This is a genomic window from Pseudomonas sp. GM41(2012) (assembly GCF_000282315.2).
GTDB lineage: Bacteria > Pseudomonadota > Gammaproteobacteria > Pseudomonadales > Pseudomonadaceae > Aquipseudomonas.
The window spans coordinates 1148517-1174332 of the sequence record NZ_AKJN02000006.1; the positions used below are offsets into that span (position 1 = coordinate 1148517).

24 protein-coding genes are annotated in these 25816 nt (G+C 61.2%); 7 read left to right on the forward strand and 17 right to left on the reverse strand.

The window, feature by feature from the left end:
* Window positions 1-11 precede the first annotated feature (11 nt).
* Window positions 12-881 carry an aldose 1-epimerase gene (locus tag PMI27_RS20730; protein ID WP_008149770.1) on the forward strand — a complete coding sequence of 290 codons (870 nt, stop codon included), beginning with the start codon at window positions 12-14 and terminating at the stop codon, window positions 879-881.
* Here the strand turns inward: PMI27_RS20730 and PMI27_RS20725 are convergent.
* From PMI27_RS20725 to PMI27_RS32235, 14 genes are all read right to left on the reverse strand, one after another.
* Window positions 866-2593 (reverse strand): PAS domain-containing hybrid sensor histidine kinase/response regulator, encoded by a 1728-nt coding sequence (locus PMI27_RS20725; RefSeq protein ID WP_008149768.1) that lies wholly within the window; start codon window positions 2591-2593, stop codon window positions 866-868. The two genes, PMI27_RS20730 and PMI27_RS20725, sit on opposite strands and share 16 nt — an antisense overlap.
* Window positions 2577-3740: an alcohol dehydrogenase-like regulatory protein ErcA gene (gene ercA / locus PMI27_RS20720; RefSeq protein ID WP_008149766.1), complete on the reverse strand. Its 1164-nt coding sequence runs from the start codon at window positions 3738-3740 to the stop codon at window positions 2577-2579. Before ercA ends, PMI27_RS20725 begins: the two co-directional genes overlap by 17 nt.
* Window positions 3741-3973: 233 nt before the next feature.
* Window positions 3974-5116 (reverse strand): pyrroloquinoline quinone biosynthesis protein PqqE, encoded by a 1143-nt coding sequence (gene pqqE / locus PMI27_RS20715; protein ID WP_008149764.1) that lies wholly within the window; start codon window positions 5114-5116, stop codon window positions 3974-3976.
* On the reverse strand, window positions 5094-5366 hold the full coding sequence (gene pqqD / locus PMI27_RS20710) for a pyrroloquinoline quinone biosynthesis peptide chaperone PqqD (protein WP_008149762.1): 273 nt from the start codon (window positions 5364-5366) through the stop codon (window positions 5094-5096). Before pqqD ends, pqqE begins: the two co-directional genes overlap by 23 nt.
* The gene (pqqC, locus tag PMI27_RS20705) at window positions 5363-6115 is read right to left on the reverse strand and encodes a pyrroloquinoline-quinone synthase PqqC (protein WP_008149759.1); all 753 of its coding nucleotides are present in this window, start codon (window positions 6113-6115) and stop codon (window positions 5363-5365) included. The genes pqqD and pqqC overlap by 4 nt, the downstream gene beginning before the upstream one ends.
* Before the next feature lie 137 nt (window positions 6116-6252).
* Complete coding sequence (pqqB, locus tag PMI27_RS20700; protein WP_008149756.1) at window positions 6253-7167, reverse strand: pyrroloquinoline quinone biosynthesis protein PqqB; 915 nt, start codon at window positions 7165-7167, stop codon at window positions 6253-6255.
* Window positions 7168-7222: 55 nt separating this feature from the next.
* Window positions 7223-7294: a pyrroloquinoline quinone precursor peptide PqqA gene (gene pqqA, locus PMI27_RS30290; RefSeq protein ID WP_003253598.1), complete on the reverse strand. Its 72-nt coding sequence runs from the start codon at window positions 7292-7294 to the stop codon at window positions 7223-7225.
* 227 nt (window positions 7295-7521) lie between these two features.
* Window positions 7522-9042 carry an acetaldehyde dehydrogenase ExaC gene (gene exaC, locus PMI27_RS20695; protein ID WP_008149755.1) on the reverse strand — a complete coding sequence of 507 codons (1521 nt, stop codon included), beginning with the start codon at window positions 9040-9042 and terminating at the stop codon, window positions 7522-7524.
* Between the two features lie 276 nt (window positions 9043-9318).
* On the reverse strand, window positions 9319-11094 hold the full coding sequence (locus PMI27_RS20690; protein ID WP_008149753.1) for a PQQ-dependent methanol/ethanol family dehydrogenase: 1776 nt from the start codon (window positions 11092-11094) through the stop codon (window positions 9319-9321).
* A 277-nt stretch (window positions 11095-11371) separates the two neighbouring features.
* On the reverse strand, window positions 11372-12310 hold the full coding sequence (locus PMI27_RS20685; RefSeq protein WP_008149751.1) for a quinoprotein relay system zinc metallohydrolase 1: 939 nt from the start codon (window positions 12308-12310) through the stop codon (window positions 11372-11374).
* 16 nt (window positions 12311-12326) lie between these two features.
* Window positions 12327-13088: a quinoprotein dehydrogenase-associated SoxYZ-like carrier gene (locus PMI27_RS20680; protein WP_008149750.1), complete on the reverse strand. Its 762-nt coding sequence runs from the start codon at window positions 13086-13088 to the stop codon at window positions 12327-12329.
* Complete coding sequence (locus tag PMI27_RS20675) at window positions 13085-13963, reverse strand: substrate-binding periplasmic protein (RefSeq protein WP_008149748.1); 879 nt, start codon at window positions 13961-13963, stop codon at window positions 13085-13087. Before PMI27_RS20675 ends, PMI27_RS20680 begins: the two co-directional genes overlap by 4 nt.
* Before the next feature lie 3 nt (window positions 13964-13966).
* The gene (pedF, locus tag PMI27_RS20670) at window positions 13967-14428 is read right to left on the reverse strand and encodes a cytochrome c-550 PedF (protein WP_008149745.1); all 462 of its coding nucleotides are present in this window, start codon (window positions 14426-14428) and stop codon (window positions 13967-13969) included.
* A gap of 393 nt (window positions 14429-14821) precedes the next feature.
* Entirely contained in the window at window positions 14822-14944 is a 123-nt protein-coding gene (locus PMI27_RS32235) for a hypothetical protein (protein WP_008149743.1), read from the reverse strand.
* A gap of 158 nt (window positions 14945-15102) precedes the next feature.
* On the opposite strand from PMI27_RS32235, the gene PMI27_RS20665 reads away from it, so the two are divergent.
* From PMI27_RS20665 to PMI27_RS20640, 6 genes are all read left to right on the forward strand, one after another.
* Window positions 15103-16287, forward strand: coding sequence for an ABC transporter substrate-binding protein (locus tag PMI27_RS20665; RefSeq protein ID WP_008149741.1), 1185 nt, complete (start codon window positions 15103-15105; stop codon window positions 16285-16287).
* Window positions 16288-16317: 30 nt separating this feature from the next.
* On the forward strand, window positions 16318-17277 hold the full coding sequence (locus tag PMI27_RS20660; protein ID WP_008149738.1) for a YVTN family beta-propeller repeat protein: 960 nt from the start codon (window positions 16318-16320) through the stop codon (window positions 17275-17277).
* Window positions 17274-18005 carry an ABC transporter ATP-binding protein gene (locus PMI27_RS20655; protein ID WP_008149736.1) on the forward strand — a complete coding sequence of 244 codons (732 nt, stop codon included), beginning with the start codon at window positions 17274-17276 and terminating at the stop codon, window positions 18003-18005. Before PMI27_RS20660 ends, PMI27_RS20655 begins: the two co-directional genes overlap by 4 nt.
* Window positions 18002-18793, forward strand: coding sequence for an ABC transporter permease (locus PMI27_RS20650; protein WP_008149735.1), 792 nt, complete (start codon window positions 18002-18004; stop codon window positions 18791-18793). The genes PMI27_RS20655 and PMI27_RS20650 overlap by 4 nt, the downstream gene beginning before the upstream one ends.
* A gap of 227 nt (window positions 18794-19020) precedes the next feature.
* A complete protein-coding gene (locus tag PMI27_RS20645; protein ID WP_008149734.1) occupies window positions 19021-19578 on the forward strand; it encodes a PQQ-dependent catabolism-associated CXXCW motif protein in 558 nt (185 codons plus the stop codon).
* A gap of 56 nt (window positions 19579-19634) precedes the next feature.
* A complete protein-coding gene (locus tag PMI27_RS20640; RefSeq protein ID WP_008149733.1) occupies window positions 19635-20297 on the forward strand; it encodes a response regulator transcription factor in 663 nt (220 codons plus the stop codon).
* A gap of 113 nt (window positions 20298-20410) precedes the next feature.
* On the opposite strand, the gene nahK is transcribed toward PMI27_RS20640, so the two are convergent.
* The 3 genes from nahK to PMI27_RS20625 all read right to left on the reverse strand — a co-directional run bounded on the left by nahK (window position 20411) and on the right by PMI27_RS20625 (window position 25610).
* Complete coding sequence (gene nahK, locus PMI27_RS20635) at window positions 20411-23005, reverse strand: hybrid sensor histidine kinase/response regulator NahK/ErcS' (RefSeq protein ID WP_008149732.1); 2595 nt, start codon at window positions 23003-23005, stop codon at window positions 20411-20413.
* Window positions 22974-24137 (reverse strand): nitric oxide-sensing protein NosP, encoded by a 1164-nt coding sequence (nosP, locus tag PMI27_RS20630; RefSeq protein WP_008149731.1) that lies wholly within the window; start codon window positions 24135-24137, stop codon window positions 22974-22976. The genes nahK and nosP overlap by 32 nt, the downstream gene beginning before the upstream one ends.
* A 288-nt stretch (window positions 24138-24425) precedes the next feature.
* A complete protein-coding gene (locus PMI27_RS20625) occupies window positions 24426-25610 on the reverse strand; it encodes a porin (RefSeq protein WP_008149730.1) in 1185 nt (394 codons plus the stop codon).
* Window positions 25611-25816 lie beyond the last annotated feature (206 nt).

The following is a 25816-nucleotide window of genomic DNA, read 5'->3' on the forward strand; positions in this document are numbered from 1 at the left end:
GACGAAAACCCATGACACTCCTCGAACTCGAAGACGAATTCACCCACCTCACCCTCGCCCCGGAACTCGGTGGCAGCATCGTCAACTGGAGCGTGCGCGGCACGGGTCTGCCGCTGTTGCGCCACAGCGATGCCCACGCGCTGAACACCGGCCTGCCCGGCAAGCTCGGCTGTTTTCCCTTGGCACCGTGGTCAAACCGCATTGCCGAAGGCGGTTTTGAATGCCCCGAAGGCTGGCTGACCCTGACACCCAACAGCCTCACCGATCCCCTGCCGATTCACGGCAGCGCCTGGCAACAGCCGTGGCAGGTGGTTTCGCAGACGCACGATGAAGTCGTCCTGCAACTCGACAGCACCACGCCCTTCGCCTATCGCGCCCGGCAACGATTCCATCTGAGCGGAGGCAAGCTGAGCATTGATCTTAAGGTCACTCATCTGGCCGAAAGTTCTGCCTGGCATGGGCTCGGTTTACACCCTTACTTTCCGCGTACCACGGGCACCCAGTTGCAGGCGCAAGCCCGGCAGGTCTGGTTGTGTGACGGGACAAAACTGCCGACGCACCTCAGTGCATTACCAGCCGAATGGGATTTCCAGTCACTCAAGACGTTGCCCGGCACATTGGTCGACAACGGTTTCTGCGAATGGGACGGCCACTGCCTGATCCGCCAGCCAGCGCTGGGCTATGAGCTGGAATGCCGGGCCACCGGCAGCGATTACTACCTGCTCTACTGCCCGGTGGGCCTGGATTTTTTCTGTATCGAACCGGTGAGCCACCCGGTCAACGCGCATCACCTGCCCGGTCGACCGGGGTTGCGACTGCTGAAGCAAGGCGAGTCAGCCGAGCTCGGTTTCAGCCTGCACTATCGCTACCCCAGCAACTGACTCAGCACCGCGCGCAACTTGCCGGGTTTCACTGGTTTGTTCAGCAGCGGTGCGTCAAGTCGCTGCAATGAGCGCCGACACTGATCCGTGCGGTCGGCGGTAATGATGACCGCCGGAATCGCCTGGTGGTAATGCTCGCGCAAATGCCTGACCACGTCACAGCCCACCACCCCGTGATCGAGGTGGTAGTCCGCCAGAATCAGTTCCGGCGGTCGTCCCTGCAAGGCGGCCAGTGCGGAGAATTCATCGGTGGCCGTGACCACTTCGCAGCCCCATTGCCCGAGCAACGCGCTCATGCTTTCGAGGATGCTCACTTCGTTGTCCAGCACCAGCAAACGCCGGCCCGGCAATGGATTGCCGGTGCCGGGTTGTGGTGCCGCCAGGCTGATCGGCAACGGAACCTCACGGGAAATCGGCACGTCGATGCTGAACATCGAACCGCGCCCCGGCAACGAATGAACCCCGACTTTATAGCCGAGAATCTTGGCGATGCGTTCAACGATGGCCAGCCCCAGGCCCACACCCTTGCGGTCGGCGGCGCGGCCGACGTCCAGTTGGTTGAACTCGAGGAAGATCGAATCCAGTCGGTCCGCCGCGATCCCGCGTCCGGTGTCCCAGACTTCCAGGCGCAGCATTTCACCCCGGCGCCTGGCCCCCAGCAGGATGCTGCCCTCGTCGGTGTAGCGGCAGGCATTGCTGAGGAAGTTGCGCAGAATCCGCGTCATCAGCCGCAAGTCAGTGCTGATGGCGTAATCGCCCATGTGCACCCGCAGGTTCAAACCTGCAGCCTGGGCCACGGACTGGAACTCCGAGACCAACGGCGCGAGCAATTCGTCGAGGCGGTACAGCGCGATGTCCGGCTTGACCGCGGCCTGATCGAGCCGGGAAATATCCAGCAAATCGGTGAGCAAATCTTCTGCGCCTTCGAGCGCCTGGTGCGTACGCTCCACCAGCACTTGCTCGACGTCGGGCAGTTTGCGTTCGCGCAGGGTCGAGATCAGCAAACGCGCGGCATTGAGCGGTTGCAGCAGGTCATGACTGGCGGCGGCGAGGTATTTGTCCTTGCTGCGGTTGGCGGCCTCGGCGGCGTCCCGGGCATCACGCAAGGCTTGGGCGATCTGCTTACGCTGGGTGATCTGTTGTTGCAGGTTGCGGTTGGCTTCCAGCAATTCGTCGGTGCGCGCGGTGACGCGCTGCTCCAGTTCGTCGTTGAGTTGTTGCAGACGCTGCTGGGCGAGTTTGCGTTCGGTGATGTCGGCAACAAACCCCTCCACCAGCCCTTCCTGATCGGGCTTGAGCAACAGGTTCATCAGCACGTCGAGGTTGCTGCCATCCTTGCGTCGCAGTTGGGTTTCGTAGCCATGCAGGCTGCCCTGGTGCCTGAGGATTTCGCCGATATTTTCCAGTTCCTGTGCACCACCGACAAACAGGTTGCTCGCCAGATCCGCCAGTGAAAACAGCACTTCCTGGGGATTGTCGTAGCCGAGCATCCGCGCCAGTGCCGGATTGGCGGCGCGCATGCCTTCAAGAAGGCTGGCCTGGAAGATCCCGTGGACCGCGTTTTCGAACAGCCATTTATAGCGATTGCGCTCGGCTTCCAGCTCGTCGAGGCGCGCGGCCAGTTCCGGGTAATGACTCTTGCGCGCCGAGTGGCTGCCTAATCCCAGTAACCCCGCCAGCGCCCGTTGCTGTTCGTCAGAGGGCTTCGCCATAGACGACCTCGACATCACGCTGACTGGACTCGCGCGGGTTGGTCAGGATGCACGGGTCGTGCATGGCGTGTTGCGACAGGAACGGAATGTCCGCCGTGCTGACCCCGTGCAGTCCAAGGGTTTCGTGAAAGCCGATGGCGTGTTTCAACGCAATCAGATGTTCGACCAGACGCCCGCAAATCTGCCGGTGATTGAGGCCACGGCAATCGATGCCAAAGGTCTCGGCGATCACCTTGAAGCGCTCCGGTGCGGAGCTGTAATTGAACGCCACCACGTGTTCCACCAGCACCGCGTTGCACAAGCCATGAGGCAAGTCGAGAAAGCCACCGAGGCTGTGGGACATGGCGTGCACGGCGCCGAGGATCGCGTTGGAGAACGCCAGCCCGGCCTGCATGCTGCCGAGCATGATTTTCTCGCGCAGGGCAATGTCGTTCGGGTTGGCGATCATCTGCACCAGGTTGCCGTTGATCAGGCGCATCGCCTCCAGCGCGTGGGGATCGGTCAACGGCCCGTGACCGGTGGACACAAACGCTTCGATGGCATGCACCAACGCATCGATGCCGGTACAGGCCGACAGGAACGGGTCCATGCTCAGCGTGGTTTCCGGGTCGATCAGCGACACATCCGGGACCACCGCCTTACTGACGATGGAGAACTTCATGCGTTCTTGCTGGTTGGAAATGATCACGAATTGCGAGACATCGGCCGAGGTCCCGGCGGTGGTCGGAATCAGGATCAGCGGCGGACTGGGGACGCGGATGGTGTCCACGCCTTCGAATTCGAGAATGCTGCGCCCGTGGGCGACGACAATGCCGATGCCTTTGCCGCAATCCATCGGACTGCCGCCACCGACGGCCACGATCACATCGCAATGGTTTTCCCGGTACAGATCGGCGCCGAGCATCACTTCTTCGACCCGCGGGTTGGGCGAGACCGCGCTGTACAGGACGTACTCGATACCCTGGGCTTGCAGGCTGGCCTCGACATCGGCGACCCAACCGGCGGCAATCACACCGGGGTCGCTGACCAGCAGCACCTTGCGGGCACCAAAGGTTTTCGCGCAATTGCCGACGTTGTGCCGGCAGCCGGCACCAAAGATGATTTCAGGCGAAACGAATTTACGCAGCTGACTGAGACTCTGGCTCATTGGAAAGCCTGTTTTTATTGTTTTGGAAGGTAATGTCCACACTAAAGCATCCGGCTGTGAATGCAATCAGACCAATGGGTAGCAGGCGGGTGTACGCAAATCCTATATCCACCGCAAATCCCCTGTGGGAGCGAGCCTGCTCGCGATAGCGGTCTTCCAGTCACCATTGATGCTGCCTGACACTCCGTCATCGCGAGCAGGCTCACTCCCACAGGGGATTTGTGTTGCTTGAATCATCCGCGATAGATCAGTCGCGAAGCTTTCTCGTTACGTAACGTCAGGTGTTCCATGCCCAACCCCGGTGCCTCGGCTTCCTCGCGGGCCTTGAGAATCACACCGTGGTGCGGGGATTTGCTGCACACCGGGTCAGCGTTGGCGGCGTCGCCGGTCAGCATGAAGGCCTGGCAGCGGCAGCCGCCCAGGTCCTTGTGCTTTTCATCGCAGGAGCGGCACGGTTCCTTCATCCAGTCATCGCCACGAAAGCGATTGAAACCGAAAGAATCAGTCCAGATGTGCTCGATGCTGTGCTCGCGCACGTTGGGAAACTGCACCGGCAACTGTCGGGCGCTGTGGCAAGGCAACGCCGTGCCGTCGGGGGTGATGTCGAGAAACAGATTGGCCCAGCCGTTCATGCAGGTCTTGGGACGTTCTTCGTAGTAATCCGGGGTGACGAAGATCAACTTGCACGGGTGGCCCTGCGCTTCAAGACGCTCGCGGTATTCGTTGGTGATGCGCTCGGCACGCTGCAATTGTTCGCGCGTGGGCAACAGGCCGACACGGTTGAGCTCGGCCCAGCCATAGAACTGGCACGTCGCCAACTCAACGAAATCCGCTTCCAGCTCCAGGCACAAATCGATGATCTGCGCGATCTGGTCGATGTTGTGCCGATGAGTGACGAAGTTCAGCACCATCGGGTAGCCCTGGGCCTTCACCGCGCGGGCCATCGCGAGTTTCTGGGCGAAGGCCTTGCGCGAACCGGCGAGCATGTTGTTCACCGCCTCGTCAGCGGCCTGGAAGCTGATCTGGATATGGTCCAGCCCTGCGATCTTGAAATCGCGCACTTTCTGCTCGGTCAGGCCAATGCCCGAGGTGATCAGGTTGGTGTAGTAACCCATGTCCCGGGCGGCCTTGATCAGTTCGGCCAGATCCTGGCGAACCAACGGCTCGCCGCCGGAAAAACCCAGTTGCGCGGCGCCCATCTCCCGGGCTTCGCGGAACACCCGGATCCACTCTTCGGTGCTCAACTCTTCGCCTGATTGGGCAAAATCCAGCGGGTTGGAGCAATAAGGGCATTGCAGCGGGCAACGGTAGGTCAACTCCGCCAACAGCCACAGCGGCGGACCAGGACGCGAGTCACTCGATCCAGAATTGAGCATGGGCCACCTCCAGAAATGCCAGCACGTCTTCATCGATCCCCGGTACGCCGGGGAAACTCTCAGACAGTCGATCAATGATCGTCGCAACGCTGCGCTGGCCGTCCACCAGTTCAAGGATTTGCCCGGCACTGGTGTTGAGTTTGATCATGCCTTCGGGGTACAGCAGCACGTGACAGTCCTGACGCGGTTCCCATTGCAGGCGAAAACCCTGGCGCAGCGACGGTGATTGCTCGCGGTTAATCAGGCTCACAGGGCAATCCCCCGGTGCCAGACCCGTTCCGTGGTGACGCTGTGATACGGCGGACGCTCCAGCTCGTAGGCCATGCTCATGGCGTCGAGCATGCTCCACAGCACGTCGAGCTTGAATTGGAGGATTTCCAGCATGCGTTGCTGGCCTTCGACCGTGACGTAGTGCGCCAAGGTAATGCGTAAACCATGCTCGACATCCCGTCGCGCCTGACTCAGGCGAGTACGGAAATAGTCGTAACCGCCGACGTCAATCCACGGGTAATGGGCCGGCCAGGTATCGAGCCGGGATTGGTGAATCTGTGGCGCAAACAGCTCGGTCAGCGAACTGCTGGCGGCTTCCTGCCAACAGGCGCGACGGGCGAAATTGACGTAGGCGTCGACGGCGAAACGCACACCGGGCAGCACCAGTTCCTGCGAGAGGATTTGCTCGCGATCCAGCCCCACCGCTTCGCCCAGCCGCAGCCAGGCTTCGATCCCGCCTTCGCTGCCGGGTGCACCGTCGTGGTCGAGAATTCGTTGCAGCCACTCCCGGCGCACGTCGCGGTCCGGGCAGTTGGCGAGAATCGCGGCGTCTTTCAGGGGGATGTTGACCTGATAGTAGAAACGATTGGCGACCCAGCCTTGAATCTGCTCGCGGGTTGACCGGCCGGCGTACATGGCTTGGTGGAATGGATGATGGATGTGGTAATAGGCGCCTTTGGCGCGCAGGGCTGCTTCGAATTCGGTGGGGGACATTGGGGTGTCAGTCATTGCGGTTCTCCGGGGAATCTGCGGTGTCTGGTCTGGCCTCATCGTCGGAACGCCGCCCGGAGCAAGCTCGGCTCCTACAGTTTTGTGTCGTGCCTCTGCCTTGTAGGAGCTGAGCTTGCTCGCGAAGGGGCCCTCCGCTACAGCTCAATACTCATGCCGTCATAGGCCACTTCGATCCCGCGCCGCTCCAGCAGCGCCCGCTCGGCCGAGTCTTCATCGAGGATCGGATTGGTGTTGTTGATGTGGATCAGCACCTTGCGCTGGCGGGTGAAGCCTTCAAGGATGTCCAGCATGCCGCCAGGGCCGCTTTGTGACAGGTGCCCCATTTCACTGCCCAGGTTCTGGCCGACTTCGCAGACTCGCATCTCGTCGTCGCGCCACAAGGTGCCGTCCAGCAACAGGCAATCGGCGCGTTGCATCCATCTCAGCACCTCGTCGTCGACCTGTCCCAGACCCGGCGCGTAGAACAGCGAAGCACCGCTGCGCCGATCTTCGATAAACAAACCGATGGTGTCGCCCGGCTGCGGATTGCCGCGATTGGGCGAGTACGGCGGCGCGTTGCTGACCAAGGGGATCGCGCGAAATCTCAGGTGCGCGCAAGCCGGAATGCTGAAGGGCTCGCGGTCGAGTCCGACCGGTTGCCACTGCAACCCGCCGTTCCAGTGCTTGAGCATGGTGAACAACGGGAAGCCGCTGCTCAGGTCTTCATGGACCCGTTCGGTGCACCACACCGAATGCGGGCACCCTTCGCGCAGACTCAACAGGCCGGTGCAATGGTCGATCTGGCTGTCCAGCAGGACGACGCCGGCGATCGCGGTATCCCGCACCCGGCGCGCCGGTTGCAGCGGCGCGAAACTCTCGAGTTGCGCGCGAATGTCCGGTGAAGCATTGCACAGCACCCAATCCACACCGTTGTCGCTCAGGGCAATCGAGGACTGGGTCCGGCGTTGGGCCCGCAGGCTGCCATTGCGCATCGCGGCGCACTGGCGGCAGTTGCAATTCCATTGCGGAAAACCACCGCCAGCGGCGGATCCGAGAACGCGAATGTGCATGGGCAATGCTCCAGAAGGCAGGCCCGGCCAACGCAACAGCTGGCCGGGTGAACAATCAGCGGTTGGCGAAATACATCGTCACTTCGAAGCCAATGCGCAGATCGGTAAACGCGGGTTTAGTCCACATGGGTCAATCCTCTTCTTGTGCCGGACGATTCCGGTAAAGCCATTAATGCACGGGGCGCCAGGCACCCGAATGCTACTTTCGAACGAGGTGGCGGCGTGCATTGGTAGGGGGTGTTGCGGGGTGTCATGAATGGCCAAATCGCGGGCAAGCCATGCTCCTACAGGTACAACGCAGTCCTGTAGGAGCCGAGCTTGCTCGCGATAGCCGTTACGCGGTATCGCGCCGAATCAGAAGAACCCCATCGGATTGATGTCGTAGCTCACCAGCAGGTTTTTGGTCTGCTGATAGTGGTCGAGCATCATCTTGTGGTTTTCACGGCCGACACCGGACTTCTTGTAGCCCCCAAACGCGGCGTGGGCCGGGTAAAGGTGGTAGCAGTTGGTCCAGACACGTCCGGCCTTGATCGCCCGGCCCATGCGGTAGGCACGGTTGATGTCGCGGGTCCACAGACCGGCGCCGAGGCCGAACTCGCTGTCGTTGGCAATCGCCAGGGCTTCGGCTTCGTCCTTGAAGGTGGTGATACCCACCACCGGGCCGAAGATTTCTTCCTGGAACACGCGCATTTTGTTGTGGCCCTTGAGCAGGGTCGGCTGGATGTAATAACCCGTCGACAAGTCGCCCTCAAGACGCTCGGCCGCGCCGCCGGTGAGCAGCTCGGCGCCCTCTTCCTGAGCAATTTTCAGGTACGAGAGGATCTTGTCGTATTGCTGCTCGGACGCCTGGGCGCCGACCATGGTTTCGGTATCCAGCGGGTTGCCGCGCTTGATCTTGACGATCTTCTGCATCACCACTTTCATGAAGTCGTCGTAGATCGACTCCTGTACCAGCGCTCGCGATGGACAGGTGCAGACTTCGCCCTGGTTGAAGAACGCCAGCACCAGGCCTTCGGCGGCCTTCTCGATGAACTGCGGCTCGGCTTGCATGATGTCTTCGAAGAAGATGTTCGGCGACTTGCCGCCCAGCTCGACAGTGCTCGGAATGATGTTCTCGGCCGCGCATTTCATGATGTGCGCGCCAATCGGGGTGGAACCGGTGAAGGCAATCTTGGCGATGCGCTTGCTGGTGGCCAGCGCCTCACCGGCTTCACGACCGAAGCCCTGAACGATGTTCAGCACGCCGGGTGGCAGCAAGTCGGCGATCAGCTCGGCGAAGACCATGATCGACAGCGGCGTCTGCTCGGCGGGTTTGAGTACCACGCAGTTACCGGCAGCCAGGGCCGGGGCGAGTTTCCAGGCGGCCATCAGCAGCGGGAAGTTCCACGGAATGATCTGTCCGACCACGCCCAGCGGCTCGTGGAAGTGATAGGCGGTGGTCAGCTCGTTGATCTCGGCGGCACCGCCCTCTTGAGCGCGGATGCAACCGGCGAAGTAACGGAAATGGTCGGCGGCCAGCGGCACGTCGGCATTCAGGGTTTCGCGCACGGCTTTGCCGTTGTCCCAGGACTCGGTGACGGCGAGGATTTCCAGGTTCTGCTCGATGCGGTCGGCGATTTTCAGCAGCACCAGTGAGCGGTCTTGCGCCGAGGTCTTGCCCCAGGCGTCAGCGGCGGCATGCGCGGCGTCGAGGGCTTTTTCGATGTCGGCGGCGTTGGAGCGCGGGAATTCGGCGATCACTTCACCGGTGACCGGCGAAGAGTTGGTGAAGTACTCACCATTGACCGGAGCGACGAACTCGCCGCCGATGAAATTGCCGTAGCGCGGTTTAAACGTAACGATGGCGCCAGGTGTACCAGGTTGTGCGTAGATCATGGTGGGCCTCTGTCTGGGTCGATGCCTGTCGGGCAAACAGGCGATGAACCGATAGTAGAGAGCCCTGCGCGCCAGACGAATGCGCCGTTGGCAGGAGGACTCTCGTTATTTGGTAGTAGGAGCTGAGCTTGCTCGCGATGGGAGCGCCACAGTTATCCGGGCAATCTGTAGGAGCAAGGCTTGCCCGCGATTGAGGCGCCGCGGTGATTCAGTCAAAACGCGGTGCGTTCATCGCGAGCAAGCTTTGCTCCTACAGGTTTGGCGCGGGCGGCAGCGTCAGTGCTTGGCGACCAGGTCTTTCGGCAGCTTGAACGTCCAGAGCATGCCGCCCTGGTTGAAGTCCTTGATGCGCTTGGCCACTTCACCGCCCCACAGCGGTACGGCGCCGCCCCAACCGGACAGCACCGAGACGTACTGTTCGCCGTCCATTTCCCAGGTCACAGGTGAGCCGAGTACGCCGGAGCCGGTCTGGAATTCCCAGACTTTCTCGCCGGTCTTGGCATTGAACGCCTGCAGGAAACCTTCCGGCGTGCCGGTGAACACCAGGTTGCCCTTGGTGGTCAGTACCCCGCCCCACAGCGGCGCGAAGTTCTTGTGGCGCCAGACTTCCTTGCCGGTTTTCGGGTCGATGGCGCGCAGCACGCCGATGTAGTCTTCATTCAATGGCTTGATGGTGAAACCGGCACCAAGGAACGCCGCGCCTTTCTTGTAGGCGATGCCTTCGTTCCAGATGTCCATGCCCCATTCGTTGGACGGCACATAGAACAGTCCGGTGTCCTTGTTGTAGGCCATCGGCATCCAGTTTTTCGCGCCGAGAAATGCCGGTGCTACGAATACCGAACTGCCTTTGGCTTCGGTGCCGGGCGCGCCTGGACGGCTGGCTTCGTTGTAAATCGGCCGGCCGTCTTTATCCAGGCCGGTGGCCCAGGTGATTTTGTCCACGAACGGGAAGCCGCGAATGAATTTGCCGTTGGTGCGATCCAGCACGTAGAAAAATCCGTTACGGTCAGCGGTCGCGGCGGCTTTGATCTCTTTGCCGCCTTCGGTGTAGTTGAACGAGACCAGCTCGTTTACGCCGTCATAGTCCCAGCCGTCGTGAGGCGTGCTCTGGAAGTGCCACTTGATGGTGCCATCGTCCGGGTTCAGCGCCAGACGCGACGAGGAGTAGAGGTTGTCGCCAGGACGCAGGTGCGAGTTCCACGGCGCCGGGTTGCCGGTGCCGAACAGCAGCAGATTGGTTTCCGGGTCGTAGTAACCGCCCAACCAAGGCGCCGCGCCGCCGGTTTTCCAGAGGTCGCCGGGCCAGGTCTTGCCGGCTTCACCGCCGGAGATGCCGTTCTCTACCGCTTTGCCATCCTTGTAGGTGTAGCCCATGTGGCCTTCGACGGTGGGACGGGTCCACAGCAGGTCGCCGTTTTTCGGGTCGTAGGCTTCGATTTTGCCCACCACCCCGAACTCGCCACCGGCGACACCGGTGATCAGTTTGCCGTTGATCACCAACGGCGCGGCGCTGATGGAATAGCCTTCCTTGTGGTCGGCGACTTTCTTGCTCCAGACGACCTTGCCAGTGTCTTTGTTCAGGGCCACGAGCTTGGCGTCGAGGGTGCCGAAAATCACCAGGTCGCCATACAGCGCGACACCCCGGTTGATCACGTCGCAGCAAGGGCGGATGTCATCGGGCAGGCGCGCATCGTATTGCCAGAGCTTCTTGCCGGTGCGCGCATCCACCGCAAACACCCGCGAGTAGGAACCGGTCATGTACATCACGCCGTCCTTGATCATCGGCTGTGCTTGCTGACCGCGTTGTTTTTCACCGCCGAAGGAGAATGCCCAGACCGGCCGCAAGTCCTTCACGTTGTTGACGTTGAGCGTGTCCAGCGGGCTGTAGCGTTGACCCTGGACGCCCAGACCGTTGGTGACGATCTGCTCCGGGTTCTTGGGGTCCTGGAGGATGTCTTTATCGGTGACGCCGGCCAATGCCGAGCCAGACAACAGCATGGCACTGAGCAGCACACTCAAGACGAAGGGTTGGCGACGTGCGGGTTGGGTCATGACGGCTACCTCTGCAGTTTTTTGTTATACCCGGGAAATTTTCCCGGTCTGGTGCAGATTCTTGGGCGCCGCCGCCCTTGGAACAATTGCCCGCAGTGCTGAGATTGCTAGTTCCTTAGTACCGGGTCGGATGAGATGGACACCATCAAATCTATGGTCCACACCGATCCCCTGTGGGAGCGAGCCTGCTCGCGATGAGGCCCTCACATTCAGCATTGATGTCGGCTGATACACCGCCATCGCGAGCAGGCTCACTCCCACAGGGGTTTTGTGTTGATCATTTGTTCGCGGCGGAATCGACTCGGGTCATCTGCCCGCGCTCGTAGCGCGGATACAGATGGCTGACGCTGCGGATCAACTCGTAACGACTCAGGCTGATGCCAGCGAAACGTTCGGGAATGGGGCTGCGGATCATCTCGGCCATATCACTGCCATTGGCGACGCCATCGCGCATCAGCTGGTCGAGCCAGCTCAGGTAGTCGCGCATTTGCTCGAACGGTTGTTGATCGCTGGCCACCGGTCCATGGCCGGGCACAATCAGCGTCCACGGCAAGCCTTGAAGGGTGGCGATGTCCGCCAGCCAAACCGACAGCCCCGGACTGTTGGGCGTGGTCAGCGCCCGTTGGTAAAACACCAGGTCCCCGGCAAACAACACGCCGGTTTTCTGGTCGAGAATAGCCAGATCCGCGCCCGTGTGCCCACCCAGGCCCAGCAGACGCAGATCGTGATTCCCAAAACTTCGCACGCCGGGCGTCAGCGTCCGGGTCGGCAACACCACTTCGGTGCCGCGCATCCAGTCGCCCACCAGGCGATACATGTTCTCGGCCATGGCATCGCCCTGCTGATGCAACAGCTCGGTGGTGCCGGCCAGCGCGCCGATCGGCACGTCAGTGAAAGCCTGGTTGCCGAGCACATGATCAGGATGATGATGGGTCAGCAGCACCTCGATCACTGGTTTATCGGTGATCGCGGCAATGGCTTTGCGCATCGCTTCGCCGTAGCGTTTCGACGGCCCGCTGTCGATCACCACCACACCCTGCTCGGTGACGATGAACGCGGTGTTGACGATGTTGCCGCCGTTGGCCTTGGCGAAATTGTCTGTGCTGCCTTCCAGCAGCCAGGTGTCTTCGGCGATCTGCCGGGGCTTGAGTGAGTAGTCGAGATCGGCCAGAACCGGAAGGCTCAGGCTCATGAACAACAGCAGCATCCAGCGCATCACGCGCTCCTTTGGGTCAGGGTATGGCCGCATCGAATTGATTGCCGCTGTTGTCGCGCAGCATCAGGCGCGTCTGCCCTGCCCCTTCGATATCGAAGGCCAGGTTGGGGTTTTCGCTGACGGCGGGAAACAATTCCAGACGGGCCAGCAGCTGATCGTTCTGATCCCGCAGTTCGGCATGGTTGATGAAGAATTCCGGGATGCCGCTGACCATGCCGTTGTCCATCGGATGCGCCATCTGCAAGCGCACACGGCTGAATTCGCCACGGGGATAACGACCGCCCAGCACTTCGCCGATGTGCTCTTCCCAGCCCGGTTGAGTGCGCACCACACTCGGCGCCGTGCAACCGCCGCCCGCCGCATCGATCAGGGTCGAGCCGACATGCCAGACCCCATCGCGGGTCAGCACTGCCGCGCGCAACGGCGTGGCCTGTTCGATACGGATGCGGATCGACAGCCACGGCAGCACGCGATCCAGCGGCTGGAAATCGACAATTTTCGGCAAAGGGTTGAGCTCGGCCCAGGCGAGGATTTTCACCACCTCGCCCTTGAACGCTCGAGCATCGATTTCCAGCGGCACTTGCCGGGCGTCTTCGGCGAACGGCGGCGCCAGCAACTTGACCCGCTCGTCGAACACGAACGGCGCATCGCCGAGCATCTGCTTGTGATAGAAGGCCCACATCACCGAGGGCACCGGGTCTTTGCCCGGGTCGATGTCCACCGCATGCGCGGCGATGGGTAACCAACAGGCCAACAGACAACTTGCTCGCCAGTTCACTGTTGATACATCTCGGGCACGTCATAGCGCAGGCCGTAATGGCCATAAATGGTTTTGACTGCGCCCTCGCGAATCAAGGTTTCCAGCGCCTCTTCCACGGCATAGGCCAGTTGACGGTTGCTTTCGTGCACCGCCATGCCGATCTCCCAAAGCTGCTTGCCCATGTTCGGGTAGGCGTTTTCGGCCAGCGCCACTTGTGGGTCCGCCGCTTCATGCACTTGCCAGTCGATCTCGCCGCGCATGGCCATGACGGCGTCGACCTCACCGGCCTTCATGGCGGCAAATGCCTGAGGTACGCCGGGATAGTGGTGGGTTTTGCCGGCGAGCATGCCGTTGAACACCGAGGTCAGGTAGAACGACGGCACGCTGTCGACTTCGACGCCGATCGGGTGATGCTCGAACACGGCGACGCTACCGACTTTGTCCAGCCGACGGCGGTCATAGGCCACCTGCCATTGTTCGTTCTGGTACGGCCCGAACATCACCACATGGCCGTTTTCCAGCTCACCCAGTTCATTGCGTTTCTGCGCGTAGTCGCGGTCGTACGGCACCCGCATCATCAGGTCGGCCAGTTGCAGGTCGTGCAACTGACTGGCACGCCAGATGTAATCGCGCAGGTCGTCATCGAGCTTCTCGCCGGCGGGCGCCCAAATCAACGTCAGGTGCACGCCGAGTGCCTTGGCCAACGCCTCGGCAAGTTCGACATCAACGCCACGGGCCTGGCCGGCGTCTTCAAAACTGTAGGGGGCGAAGTCCTTGTAGACCGCCACTTTGAGTTCCCTGGCGGCGATCATTTCGTCATAGGTACGGACCTGCGCCTGCACTGCCTGGCAGCACAGCAACACAGCGCTGATTAACACAGCGAGCAGGCGCATGGATTACTCCTCGACGTGAACGGTGTCCAGATAAGTGCGTACCGCCCACAAAGCTTCCTGGCTCAGGTAGTCGGCCATCTTCGGCATGTAGACCCGGCCATCACGCACGGCGCCGTGGCGCACGCGTTCGACGAACCACTCATCACCCGCCTCGGCAACATCCAGCATGCGCAAATCGGGGGCGATGCCACCGGATTTGGCTTCCAGGCCATGGCAGGCCGCACAGTTCTGGTTGTAAGCCGAAGAGCCGATTTCCACGGCCTTATCGTGTTCCGGGGAGGTGCGGTAAGGGTTCACCGAGGCCCAACCATCGGCATCGACCGATACGCCGGCGTCCTTGATCGGGGTCAGACCCGGGGTGGCGACAGCCTGGGGGACCACGTTGCCGTGGGCCCAGACCGAACCTGCACTGATAAAGCCGGCCAGCAGACCGGCAACGAGTAAGGCGTTGCGTTTTGTTGTCATTGTTATGCCCTCTTGATTGCACGCAAAACCTCTTTGAAGAGGCTATGGCACCCATCTTAGGAAGGGCTTCGCGCAAGCCCCATGCTGCTTTGGTGGGCGCGGTCTAGTTCCTTGGTAGTAGGGCTTGTGGCGCACACCTGAATCAGGTGCCTGCGGGAATTCTTCCCGGCCGAAAGAGGCAGACAGATCAAAAGATCGTCCGAACGCGGCCCGAGCCTTCGACAGCTCCTACGGTTGATCGGTGTACACCCACCACTCAACAGGCCGAGCGTTAGCTCGCCTGCAGCTTTTGATGTTGACGCACCGCCCCTCACGCCCTGAGCCTGTCCGTCGACCTGTGGCTACCTCCATCGGCGCCTCTATCAACGTTGATCCGCCACAGGGCCGACGGGCCTAGCGCCCCGGTGTCATGGGCAAGACCAGCAACGGCGCGGGACGCGGGCCGTGGAGCTTGTCGACGCCGATCAGGGTCAGGATCAGCAGCAACGGCAGGAGCAGCGCTTTGAGAATTCGCATGATCAATCGCCTCCCGTGTGATGGCCGTTATTGCCCATGCTAAAACTGCGCCACCCCGGGCGAGTTACTACCTTGGTACTGGCTCACTGGTACTTTCTGCATATTTCCTTCTGCCTCACAGCGTTCCTATGCTGGCGCTACCTGTAATGGAGTGCCTTATGCGCCAGCTTGCCCCTTACGCCCTGATCTACCTGTTGGCGATTGCCTGTGCCGCCGGGTTGGCGACCCAGAGCCAGGCTGCGGACGCGCCGTTGCAGGTGCAGATCGGCTACCTGGGCTATCGCCCCGACCCAGGCCCGTTGCTGTCGAACGTCATTCCCGAGCCGGTCGATGCCGGGGGGCGTGGCGCCGAACTGGCGATCACTGACAGCAACAGCACCGGCCGTTTCCTCAACCAGAGCTACACCCTGGTCAGCGCCAACGTCGACAATCCGGATGCCCTGGTCGAGGCGGCCAAGGCTCAGCATGAACAAGGTCTGCGCCTGTTTGTCGTCAACGCACCGGCCGCCAGCCTGCGCCGGCTCGCCGCTGTGCTGCCCGACAGCTTGCTGTTCAACGCCGGCAGCCCCGACGACAGCCTGCGCACCACCGACTGCCTGCCGAACGTGCTGCACAGCCTGCCGAGTCGGGCGATGCTCGCCGATGCGCTGGCGCAATTTCTGGTGGTGCGCAAATGGCAACGGGCGCTGCTGATCGTCGGCCCAACCCCGGACGATCAAGCCTATGCCACCGCCCTACGCCGCGCCGCCAAGCGCTTCGGCCTGAAACTGGTCGCGGAAAAAGCCTGGAGTTTCGATAACGATCAGCGCCGCAGCGCCCAGGCCGACATGCCGCTGTTCACCCAGACCGCCGAGTACGACGTGGTGCTGGTGGCGGATGAACGCGGTGATTTCGGCGAATACGTGCCCTACCAGACCTGGTACCCACGGCCGGTCGCCGGCACTCAGGGGCTGACCCCGGTGGGCTGGCACAAAACCGTGGAAACCTACGGCGCCGCCCAGTTGCAGAAACGCTTCGAAGCCCTGACCGGGCGCTGGATGAATGACCGGGATTTCGCGGCCTGGATCGCCGTGCGCAGCATCGCCAGTGCCGTGAGCAAACTGCGTCAGGTCGATCCGGTGGCGATCCGTACGCTTGAAATCAGCGATCAATTGCCGCTGGACGGTTTTAAGGGTCGCAAGCTCAGTTATAGACCGTGGAACGGCCAGTTGCGCCAACCCATTCCCATCGTGCAGCCCCGGGCGCTGGTCAGCACGTCGCCGCAAGACGGCTTCCTGCACCCCTTCAACGAAATGGACAGCCTCGGTTACGACAAGCCCGAAGTCACCTGCCGTTTTCCCTGACCCGATAATTAAAACAACAAGGAATCTGCCATGCGCCGCACCCTGCTTTCCTGCGCCCTTCTGCTCGCCGCCGGGCACGCCGCGGCCAGCACCGCCTGGGTCTCCAACGAAAAAGACGACAGCCTGAGCCTGATCGACCTGCAGACCCTGCAAGTCACCGACACCCTGCCCGTCGGCCAGCGCCCCCGCGGTCTGCTGCTGTCCCATGACAACAAGCTACTGTACATCTGCGCCAGCGACTCGGACCGGGTCCAGGTGATGGACGTGGCCACGCGCAAGATCATCAAGGAATTGCCTTCGGGCAAAGATCCTGAACAATTCGCCCTGCACCCGAATAACCGCTGGCTGTATGTTTCCAACGAAGACGATGCACTGGTGACAGTGATCGACACCGAAACCTCCAAGGTGCTGAGCCAGATCAACGTCGGCGTCGAACCCGAAGGCATGGCCGTCAGCCCCGACGGCAAGTGGGCGGTGAACACCAGCGAAACCACCAATATGCTGCACTGGATCGACACTAGCACCCAGACCCTGGCCGACAGCACCCTGGTGGATCAGCGGCCGCGCTTCGTCGAGTTCACACCCGATGGCTCTAAGCTCTGGGCTTCGGCGGAAATTGGCGGCACGGTGACCATTCTCGACGTCGCCACCCGCAAGACCCTCAAGACCCTGACCTTCCAGATCAAGGGCGTGCACCCGGACAAAGTCCAGCCGGTGGGGATCAAGCTCAGCGCTGACGGCAAGTACGGTTTCGTCGCCCTCGGCCCGGCCAATCATGTGGCGGTGATCGACGCCAAGACCTTCGAAATCCTTGATTACCTGCTGGTCGGCCGGCGTGTCTGGCAGATGTCGTTTACCCCGGATCAAAAGCAATTGCTGGCCACCAACGGCGTCAGCGGCGACGTGTCGGTGATCGATGTCGACAGCCTCAAGGTGACCAAGTCGATCAAGGTCGGGCGTTATCCGTGGGGCGTGGTGGTGACACCATGAACGCACTCGAAGTCAGCGAGCTGAGTTTCGCTTATGGTGCAAAAGAGGCGTTGCGCCAGGTGAGTTTCAACCTGGCACCTGGCCGTTTCGCGGCGCTGCTCGGGCCGAATGGCGCGGGCAAATCGACGCTGATTGCCTTGCTCACTCGACTCTACGATGTGCAGCGCGGAGATATCCGCGTCGGCGGCTGTTCGTTGCGCAACGCCGCACGTCCGGCACTCAAGCAATTGGGTGTGGTGTTTCAGCAAAGCACGCTGGACCTGGACCTCAGCGTCGAACAGAACCTGCGTTATCACGCCGCGCTGCATGGGATGTCCCGGCGCCAGACCGGCCTGCGGGTCGACGCCGAACTGGCCCGTCAGGCCTTGACCGAACGCCGCCGCGAGCGGGTTCGCGAACTCAATGGCGGCCACCGTCGCCGTGTGGAGATCGCCCGCGCCTTGCTGCATGAACCACGCCTGCTGCTGCTCGATGAGGCCAGCGTCGGCCTCGACCCGGCCAGTCGGCTGGCGCTCAATCAACACATCCGCAGCCTGTGCCGCGAGCAGAACATCAGCGTGCTCTGGACCACCCATTTGCTGGATGAAGTGCAGCCCAGCGATGACTTGCTGATTCTCCATCAGGGCCGGTTGGTGGCCAGCGGACAGGCCGACGCGCTGAGTCTGGAACATGGCGGCGACCTCGGTTCGGCCTTCGCTCGACTGACCACTTCAGGAGCCGCCCAATGAATGCCTACTGGCAATGTTTCAGCGGCATCGTGCTGCGTGAATGGCTGCGTTTTGTGTTGCAGCGCACGCGGTTTCTCAGTGCGCTGGTGCGACCGTTGCTGTGGCTGCTGGTGTTCGCCGCCGGTTTTCGCGCGGCACTCGGGATCGCGATCATCGAACCCTACGACACCTACATTCCCTACGAGGTCTACATCATTCCCGGGCTGGCCTGCATGATCCTGCTGTTCAACGGCATGCAAGGTTCGCTGTCGATGGTCTACGACCGGGAAATGGGCAGCATGCGCGTGCTGCTGACCAGCCCCCTGCCCCGGACTTTCCTGCTGTGCAGCAAATTGTTGGCCACCTCGTTGATCTCGCTGTTGCAGGTGTACGCCTTTCTGGCGATTGCCTGGGTGTACGGCGTGCAGCCACCGGCCATGGGGCTGTTGATCGCCTTGCCGGCGTTGCTGCTGGTGGCGTTGATGCTCAGCGCGCTGGGTTTGTTGCTGTCGAACGCGATCCGTCAGCTGGAGAACTTTGCCGGGGTGATGAATTTCGTGATCTTCCCGCTGTTTTTCCTGTCGTCGGCACTGTATCCGCTGTGGAAGATGCGCGAGTCCAGTGAGTGGTTGTACTGGTTGTGCGCGTTGAACCCGTTCACCCATGCGGTGGAACTGGTGCGGTTTGCCTTGTATGAACGGTTCAATCCGTTGGCGCTGGCAGTCTGTGTAGGGCTGACGCTGGTATTCGCGCTGCTCGCCGTACTTACCTTCAACCCGCAACATGCCGCCCTGCGCAAAACCAACTAACAACACAAATCCCCCCTGTGGGAGTGAGCCTGCTCGCGATGAGGGCATCACATCCAACATTGGTGTCGGCTGACACACCGCTATCGCGAGCAGGCTCACTCCCACAGGGGATCTCTGTTCAATTGGGTGAAATTACTACTTTAGTACTGGTTTTCCTGTCTATCGTCGCATTCCAATCGCACCGGGACTGGCATGTAATAGGTTCATAACTATAAGGATTGAACCCCATGCCGCGTGCCCGACGTCGTCTGCTGCGCCCTTCTCTCGCTGCGCTATCGCTGAGCCTGTTGCTGGGCGTCGCGCAGGCCGAAACACCGCTGTTTTCCGCTGACGGTTATCGCATTGGTCTCTACCGCAGCCCAACCCCGAATCAAGTCCAGAGCGCCGGCATCATCGATACCGCCGCCCTGCAAACCCTGCTGACCCAAACACCGCGTCCGGTGCTGATCGACGTCTACCGCCGCCAATGGTTGCAAGGACGTTTCATCGAGGACCAACCCCACGAAAACCTCCCCGGCAGCCATTGGCTGGCCAATACCGGCGACGGTGACCTGACGCCCGACTGGCAGGACTATTTTGCGCGTAAGCTGAACACATTGACCGCAGGTGATCTCGCGCAACCACTGGTCTTCTACTGCCGCTCCGATTGCTGGCTGAGCTGGAACGCCGTGAAGCGCGCCGCCGCCATGGGCTATAAGACTCTGTATTGGTATCGCGACGGCCTGGACGCCTGGCAGGCCGCCAACCTGCCCGTAACGCCCGCCCAGCCCGAGCCCTTCCCCTGACCTTTACGCGTGCGAGTTGTTGCCACACCCTAATCAAAATAATGAGGTGAAAGGCTATGTACAAAATTCTGATTGCCGACGATCACCCGCTGTTTCGCGAAGCCATTCATAACGTCATCAGCGATGGTTTTCCGGGAAGCGAGGTGATGGAAACCGCCGACCTGGACAGCGCCCTGGTGCTGACGCAGGAACACGACGACCTGGACCTGATCCTGCTCGACCTGAACATGCCCGGCATGCACGGCCTCAATGGCCTGATCAACCTGCGCAACGAGGCGCCGACCATTCCGGTGGTGATCGTCTCGGCCGAACAGGACAAACAAGTCGTGCTGCAAGCCATCACTTACGGCGCGGTGGGTTTCATTACCAAATCCTCGCCACGGGTGCAGATGACCGAAGCCATCCAGCAGATCCTCAACGGCAATGTCTACTTGCCGCCGGACATCATCCGCACGCAAAAATGCGGTACAAGGCGCATGAACGATGCCCCGAGCTTCCCACCTGAACTGCTCCAGGCCTTGACCCGCAAACAGTTGCTGGTGCTCGAACGCATGACCAAGGGCGAGTCGAACAAACAGATCGCCTACACCCTGGAAATCGCCGAAACCACCGTCAAGGCCCACGTCTCGGCGATCCTGCGCAAACTCAATGTGCACAACCGGGTGCAGGCGATTTTGAGTGCCGGGGATATTGATTTCGGATCTTACTTACGGCGTTGAGACCGAGTCGCCTTCATCGCGAGCAGGCTCGCTCCCACAGTTGACCGAGTTCACTCAGATCCAATGTGGGAGCGAGCCTGCTCGCGATGGGGCCAGCAAAAGCACTAGAGTACTCAAGGCCTGCCGAGCAAGTGACTCATCGCGGTCTTGAGCTTCATCGGCCGCACCGGTTTGTGCATCAGGGTGTGGCCCAGTTCGCGGATCTGTTGTTTGAGTTCATTGCTGTAGTTGGCGGTGATCATCATCGCCGGAATCGCCGAGCCGCGTCGGGCGTTGATCCGGGCCACGGCATCGACGCCGTTCTGATCGTCATTCAGGTGATAGTCGGCGATCAGCAAATCGGCTTCTTCGTGATAGTTGTCCACTTGCCGCGCCAGGTCCTGCTCGGACAGCGCCGTGACCACCAGACACCCCCATCCTTCGAGCAACGTGCGCATGCCGGCGCAAATCGCCGCGTCATTGTCCAGCACCCACACCCGCGCCCCGCGCAGACGCTCAAGCATCGGCTCACTCATCAACAGGCTCGGCAGCGCCTTGGGGGCCGTGGCGCTGAGCGGCACTTCGACCGAGAACATCGAACCCTTGCCCGGCCACGAACGCACGTGAATGCGGTGACCGAGAATCCCGGCAATCTTTTCCACGATCGCCAGGCCCAGGCCCAAACCGCGATCCTGATCCGGACGCTGCACATCACCGCGTTTGAATTCCTGAAAAATCTCCTCGAGGCGGTTTTCATCAATTCCCATGCCGCTGTCCCAGACCTCGATTGACAGGCGCTGGTGATGACGCCGGCAACCGAGCACCACACGACCGCTGTAGGTGTAGCGAATGGCGTTGCTCAACAGATTTCGAAGAATCCGCGCCAGCAACTGAATGTCGCTGCGCACCAATGCCGAACAGGGGATGAAATGCAGTTCCAGGCCTTCACTGCGAGCCACCTGGGTGTACTCGGCCGCGAGGTTTTCCAGCAATTCACTCAGGGCAAACGGCGCAATGTCGGCCTTGATCACCCCGGCATCCAGCTTGGAGATGTCGACCAGCGTACCCAGCAGGTTCTCCACGTCTTCCAGGGAGTTGCTGACATTACGCACCAAAATCGCATTGGCCACCGGTTCCCGTCGTTCGAGCAACGCGCTGGTAAACAGCCGCGCAGCGTTGAGCGGTTGCAGCAGGTCATGACTGACGGCAGCGAGAAACTTGGTTTTCGACAGGTTGGCTTGCTCGGCTTCGAGCTTGGCTTCACGCAGGCGAGATTCCGCCCGCCGACGCTCATCGATCTCACGCAGTAACTGATCGTTCAGGGTGGTCAGTTCCGCCGTGCGTTCGCGCACCCGCAGCTCAAGATTCTGATAGGCCTGGTGCAACGCTTCGGCGGTGCGGCGGCGTTCGGTGATGTCGCGGATCAACACGAAAATCCCCACCACTTCCCCGGTGGCCAAGCGATTGGGTACGTAGGAGCGCAGCATGTAGCGCTCCTGGTTGTTGATGTTGGTTTCAGCGACCTCGAACGTCACGCTCTCACCGGCCAGGGCCCGGGCCACGTAGGCTTCCAGGCGCTGGTAATGCTGTTCGCTGTGGACTTCGCGCAGGCTCTGCCCAAGCATCACGCCCCGAGGCCAGCAGTACCATTCTTCATACACCTTGTTGGTGAACTCGTAGACCAGATCGGCATTCAGGTAGGCAATCAGCGCCGGCACATGGTCGGTGATCAGGCGAATCCAGCGCTCGCTTTCGCTTAGCGCTTCGGCATGTTGGTAGCGTTCGGTGATGTCGGTGAAAGTGTTGACGAAACCGCCGGTGGGCAACGGATGGGTGCGGATTTCCAGCACCCGGCCATCGTAGAGGCGCTGCTCGCATTCCTGCACGTGCCGCCCGTTCAGATCCCGACTGGCCGGGGTCAGCAGATTCAACTCGCTATCGCCGATCACTTCGGCAAACAGACGATGGGCCGCCACCGGGGCCAGGCCGCTGAGTTCGAGGAAACGCCGGTTCCACAACTCCAGAATGCCCTCGGCGTTGACCATGGCCACGCCTTGGGACAGGTTGTCGACCGCCCGTTGCAACAAATGGGATTTCTGCGCCACCGCCTGCTCGCGGCGCACGGTTTCGCTGAGTTTGACGTCAGTAATGTCGGTGAACAGGATCACCCGCCCGCCTTCCTGAGTCGGCCTTTCGCTGACTTGCAACCAGCGACCGTCCTGCAGGCGATAGAGCAGGTTTTCGTCGGCATGCCCCCGCGGCTCTTCAGTGAACAGCCCGGTGGCGGACATTAACCGCTTGACCTCGGCCAGGCGCATGCCGGCGTTGATCCGCACCCGGCTGTTGCCCCAGAAGGCCTTGAAACGGCTGTTGAACAGCACGATTCGCTGGTCCGCATCGAACAGCACGAACGCATCGGAAATGCTCTCGATCGCATCGATCAAATGGCGATGTGCAGTTTCCGCCCGCAGGCGTGCCTCGCTGAGCAAGTGATTGCCTGACTTGAGTTCAGCCATGGCCTGGTTCAAGGCGTCGGTGCGCTCACGCACCTGCTCGGCCAGCACCACCGAATGCTGGAACGCCGCGTACGGGTCATTGCCGCGGGTGATGCCGGACTCGATCCGTTCGATCAGCGCGCCATTGATGCGCTGCAGTTTGTGGTTGTCGCGCTGCAGGCTGGCGATCTGCGCCTGAAGCTCAACGGTGTCCAGGGGACCGGCCTCGGGCAATGGCAACCCCGGTGAAGGTCTGGTTGATGTGCATGCCATTGAACTGTTCTCCGTAGGTGTTGAAACCCATCACCCGTTGGTCACGCAAAAACGTTCCGACCTGCTCCAGACTGCCGCCGTCTTCCAGTTCCATACGCCTGAGAAAGCAGTCGCAGCCGATGGTCAGCAACAGATCGCCGAGGCGCTCCTGCAAGCCTTCGAACAGGGTTTGCAGATTCGGCAGCATCGGGCCGGGCGTCATGACGGTGAGGACGATGCCGTTTTCCACCGCGCAGTAGAAACTCAAGCTCAGGTCCGGATGAACCTGCTGGATCGCCCGCACGTAATACTGATCGTTGATCCGCACGGCCAAGGGGTGCGCAGCGAAGATCCTGTGATCGAGCTCCGCCACTGGCACACCGATGTGCCGGGCGTACTCCTCGGCTGCCGGCTCGGCATTCAGCTCAAAGACCCGGCGTGAGGCGCTGTCGGCGCCGGTGACCACCAGTTTTTCCGCCCGAGGCAGGATGTGGTGGGTGGTGAAAACTTCGAAATCCAGCCAGGTATTGACCAGCACCACCACCGCCGCGCCGCTGTGGAACTCGCCATTGAAATAGACGTGGGTGTGGGTCAGGTAATTGTCGTCGCCGGCCGAACCGCCGAAATGCGGGATGTCGCCCAATGCTGCACTCAGGGCCGCGAGGACCATTTCTTCACGGCTGGACAAACCATCAAGCAGGGTCAGCGCAAAGCTGTTGCCCTTGATCGGCGCCAGGGTGTTGCTGCGACAGCCACTGACCAGGCGCTCGACCATTTGCTGGGCGTCGATCAGGCTGAAGCGCTCCATTTCGGAGATCAGTTCGGCGTCGATGGAGAAATGCCGGTGGTCGAAGCCGACCGCGGTCACGCAGTTGCGGCCGTAGCCCAAGGGCGTGATTTCCCCGGCGCTGGTGCAACCCACCAGGCGAATGCCGCCGAAGCTTTGTTGCAAGGCCTGGCCCAGCGCCTGCAAGTCGTACTCGGCGGAACAGAAGAACAGCACGAAACCCAGGTGCGGATGCAACAGTTGTCGCGCCAGCTCCTGCGCCACTTGCTGGGCATCGGTGGCCTGGGACATTGCACTGACCACACCTTCACTCTGGACCTGCTGCATCGTCGCCTCCCGCAGGTGCGCATGTAATGAGGTTCGAGTGTACGAAGCCTGTGAGCTGCTACGTATGCTACTTGGGTAGCGGGTAGGCGCTTCGATGGGATGAGAGTCGGCGGATTGACTGCCTGATGGCCGACGCTTTGTGGCGAGGGGACTTGTCCCCGTTGGACTGCGCAGCAGTCCCCATCGGTCGATGCGCGACCAACATCGGGGCCGCTTCGCGACCCAACGGGGACAAGTCCCCTCGCCACAGGTTTGGTTTCAAGCCAGTTCCTGTGTGGCTTTCAACTACTACCAGGTCAGCACCGCCCCCACCGCAAAGGTGTCGGTGTCTTCGTTCTGGTCGCTGGTGTCGTGGCCGTTGATTGCGAACTGGTTGTACTCGGCCACCAGCTTGAGGTTGTCGTTGACGTCATGGAACAGCGCAATGCCGCGCGTTTCGTAGTCCGCGCCGCTGCCGACCACGCCATTGCCGTCGTCGTTGGTCTTGCCGTAAGACAAGGCCAGCCGGTTCTTGCCCAGTTTGTAGGAGCCCTGCAGCAGGTAACCATCGCTGTCGACGTTACGCAGGGTCGGTTCGCCAGCGTTGTTGGTGAAGAACGGGTTGATGCCCTTGGCCTGGAAGCCGGAGCCAGTGAGGGACAAGCCGCCCATTTTCGCTTGCACGCCATAGCCGACGCCTTTGGAGGTGACGGACTCGACGGTGGAATCAGTATTGTCCGACGTCTGATAGCTGCCGTTGACCCAGCTGTAAATCTTCGCCCCGGCGAGGTCGAACTGATAGGTGATCTCGCTTTCGGTACGCGGGTTCTCTTGGTACGCCTTGCCTGTCGGGCTGCTGTCGTTGGTGTCCACCGGGTCCATGATCCCCACGGCCACCCGCAAACCCTCCATCACTGGCGTGCGGTAGGTGATCTGTGACGTCGGGAACGGGTACGGATAACCCGTGCCGATGTTGCCGAATGACACCCCGCCACCGTCCACCAGCCCCAGGGTATCGCTGACCTGGCCGTAACCGGCGAGCATTTCATCCAGCAGGATGTTGGAACGGGCGAACAGACCGAAGTCTTTGCCGATCAGTACTTCGCCCCACTCCGGATTAGCCACGGTGCCGTAGAACTGCCGCACGTCGATGGCGGTGTCAGTGCCGTTGGTTTCGCTGTCGTTGATGGTCACCCAGAAGGAGGACCGGGCGCCGAGCTTGAGGTCATCGACCTGCTTGCTCATGTTGAAGCCCAGGTAGTTGGGCAGAAAACCCATCTTCACCCGCGCCTGTCGCCGGTCGAACTGGTCGCCGGCACGGTCCACTTTGCTGTTCACATAGAAGGCGTTGATGTAGCCGTCGGTGGAAAACGTGGTCTGGTCCTTGTCGTACAGCACGATCTCGGCTTCGGCCATCGAGCTCAAACCGAGGGTCGAGAGGCTGGCGATGAAGGCAGGCAAGAAACGATGCTTGATGTTCTTATTGTTGTGCATGACGCGCTCCGCAGCGGGGGACTGGATGTCGGAGGCGATTATCGAAAGCTGACCGGCGACGTCATACGCTGCCTTGGAGGCGGTTTTGAAATGCTTTGGAGTGGCAGGTGATGCGCGACAAGTTCGGTGTAAGACCGTCCGTCGACGAGGCCCGAAACTTAAGGTGTACGCCTGTGGAACGGACTGGCGTCCACAGGAACCGGTAC

Bases quoted from the DNA above. Each gene is read 5' to 3' on its own strand.
- PMI27_RS20640 (WP_008149733.1), top strand. From the start codon at position 19,635: ATGTACAAAATTCTGATTGCCGACGATCACCCGCTGTTTCGCGAAGCC.
- pqqC (WP_008149759.1), bottom strand. From the start codon at position 6,115: ATGACTGACACCCCAATGTCCCCCACCGAATTCGAAGCAGCCCTGCGC.
- PMI27_RS20655 (WP_008149736.1), top strand. From the start codon at position 17,274: ATGAACGCACTCGAAGTCAGCGAGCTGAGTTTCGCTTATGGTGCAAAA.
- PMI27_RS32235 (WP_008149743.1), bottom strand. From the start codon at position 14,944: ATGCGAATTCTCAAAGCGCTGCTCCTGCCGTTGCTGCTGATCCTGACC.
- exaC (WP_008149755.1), bottom strand. From the start codon at position 9,042: ATGATCTACGCACAACCTGGTACACCTGGCGCCATCGTTACGTTTAAA.
- nosP (WP_008149731.1), bottom strand. From the start codon at position 24,137: ATGCAGCAGGTCCAGAGTGAAGGTGTGGTCAGTGCAATGTCCCAGGCC.
- PMI27_RS20625 (WP_008149730.1), bottom strand. From the start codon at position 25,610: ATGCACAACAATAAGAACATCAAGCATCGTTTCTTGCCTGCCTTCATC.
- pedF (WP_008149745.1), bottom strand. From the start codon at position 14,428: ATGACAACAAAACGCAACGCCTTACTCGTTGCCGGTCTGCTGGCCGGC.
- PMI27_RS20685 (WP_008149751.1), bottom strand. From the start codon at position 12,310: ATGCGCTGGATGCTGCTGTTGTTCATGAGCCTGAGCCTTCCGGTTCTG.
- PMI27_RS20650 (WP_008149735.1), top strand. From the start codon at position 18,002: ATGAATGCCTACTGGCAATGTTTCAGCGGCATCGTGCTGCGTGAATGG.
- PMI27_RS20725 (WP_008149768.1), bottom strand. From the start codon at position 2,593: ATGGCGAAGCCCTCTGACGAACAGCAACGGGCGCTGGCGGGGTTACTG.
- PMI27_RS20730 (WP_008149770.1), top strand. From the start codon at position 12: ATGACACTCCTCGAACTCGAAGACGAATTCACCCACCTCACCCTCGCC.
- PMI27_RS20660 (WP_008149738.1), top strand. From the start codon at position 16,318: ATGCGCCGCACCCTGCTTTCCTGCGCCCTTCTGCTCGCCGCCGGGCAC.
- pqqB (WP_008149756.1), bottom strand. From the start codon at position 7,167: ATGCACATTCGCGTTCTCGGATCCGCCGCTGGCGGTGGTTTTCCGCAA.
- pqqE (WP_008149764.1), bottom strand. From the start codon at position 5,116: ATGCTCAATTCTGGATCGAGTGACTCGCGTCCTGGTCCGCCGCTGTGG.
- PMI27_RS20645 (WP_008149734.1), top strand. From the start codon at position 19,021: ATGCCGCGTGCCCGACGTCGTCTGCTGCGCCCTTCTCTCGCTGCGCTA.
- ercA (WP_008149766.1), bottom strand. From the start codon at position 3,740: ATGAGCCAGAGTCTCAGTCAGCTGCGTAAATTCGTTTCGCCTGAAATC.
- PMI27_RS20665 (WP_008149741.1), top strand. From the start codon at position 15,103: ATGCGCCAGCTTGCCCCTTACGCCCTGATCTACCTGTTGGCGATTGCC.
- PMI27_RS20675 (WP_008149748.1), bottom strand. From the start codon at position 13,963: ATGCGCCTGCTCGCTGTGTTAATCAGCGCTGTGTTGCTGTGCTGCCAG.
- PMI27_RS20690 (WP_008149753.1), bottom strand. From the start codon at position 11,094: ATGACCCAACCCGCACGTCGCCAACCCTTCGTCTTGAGTGTGCTGCTC.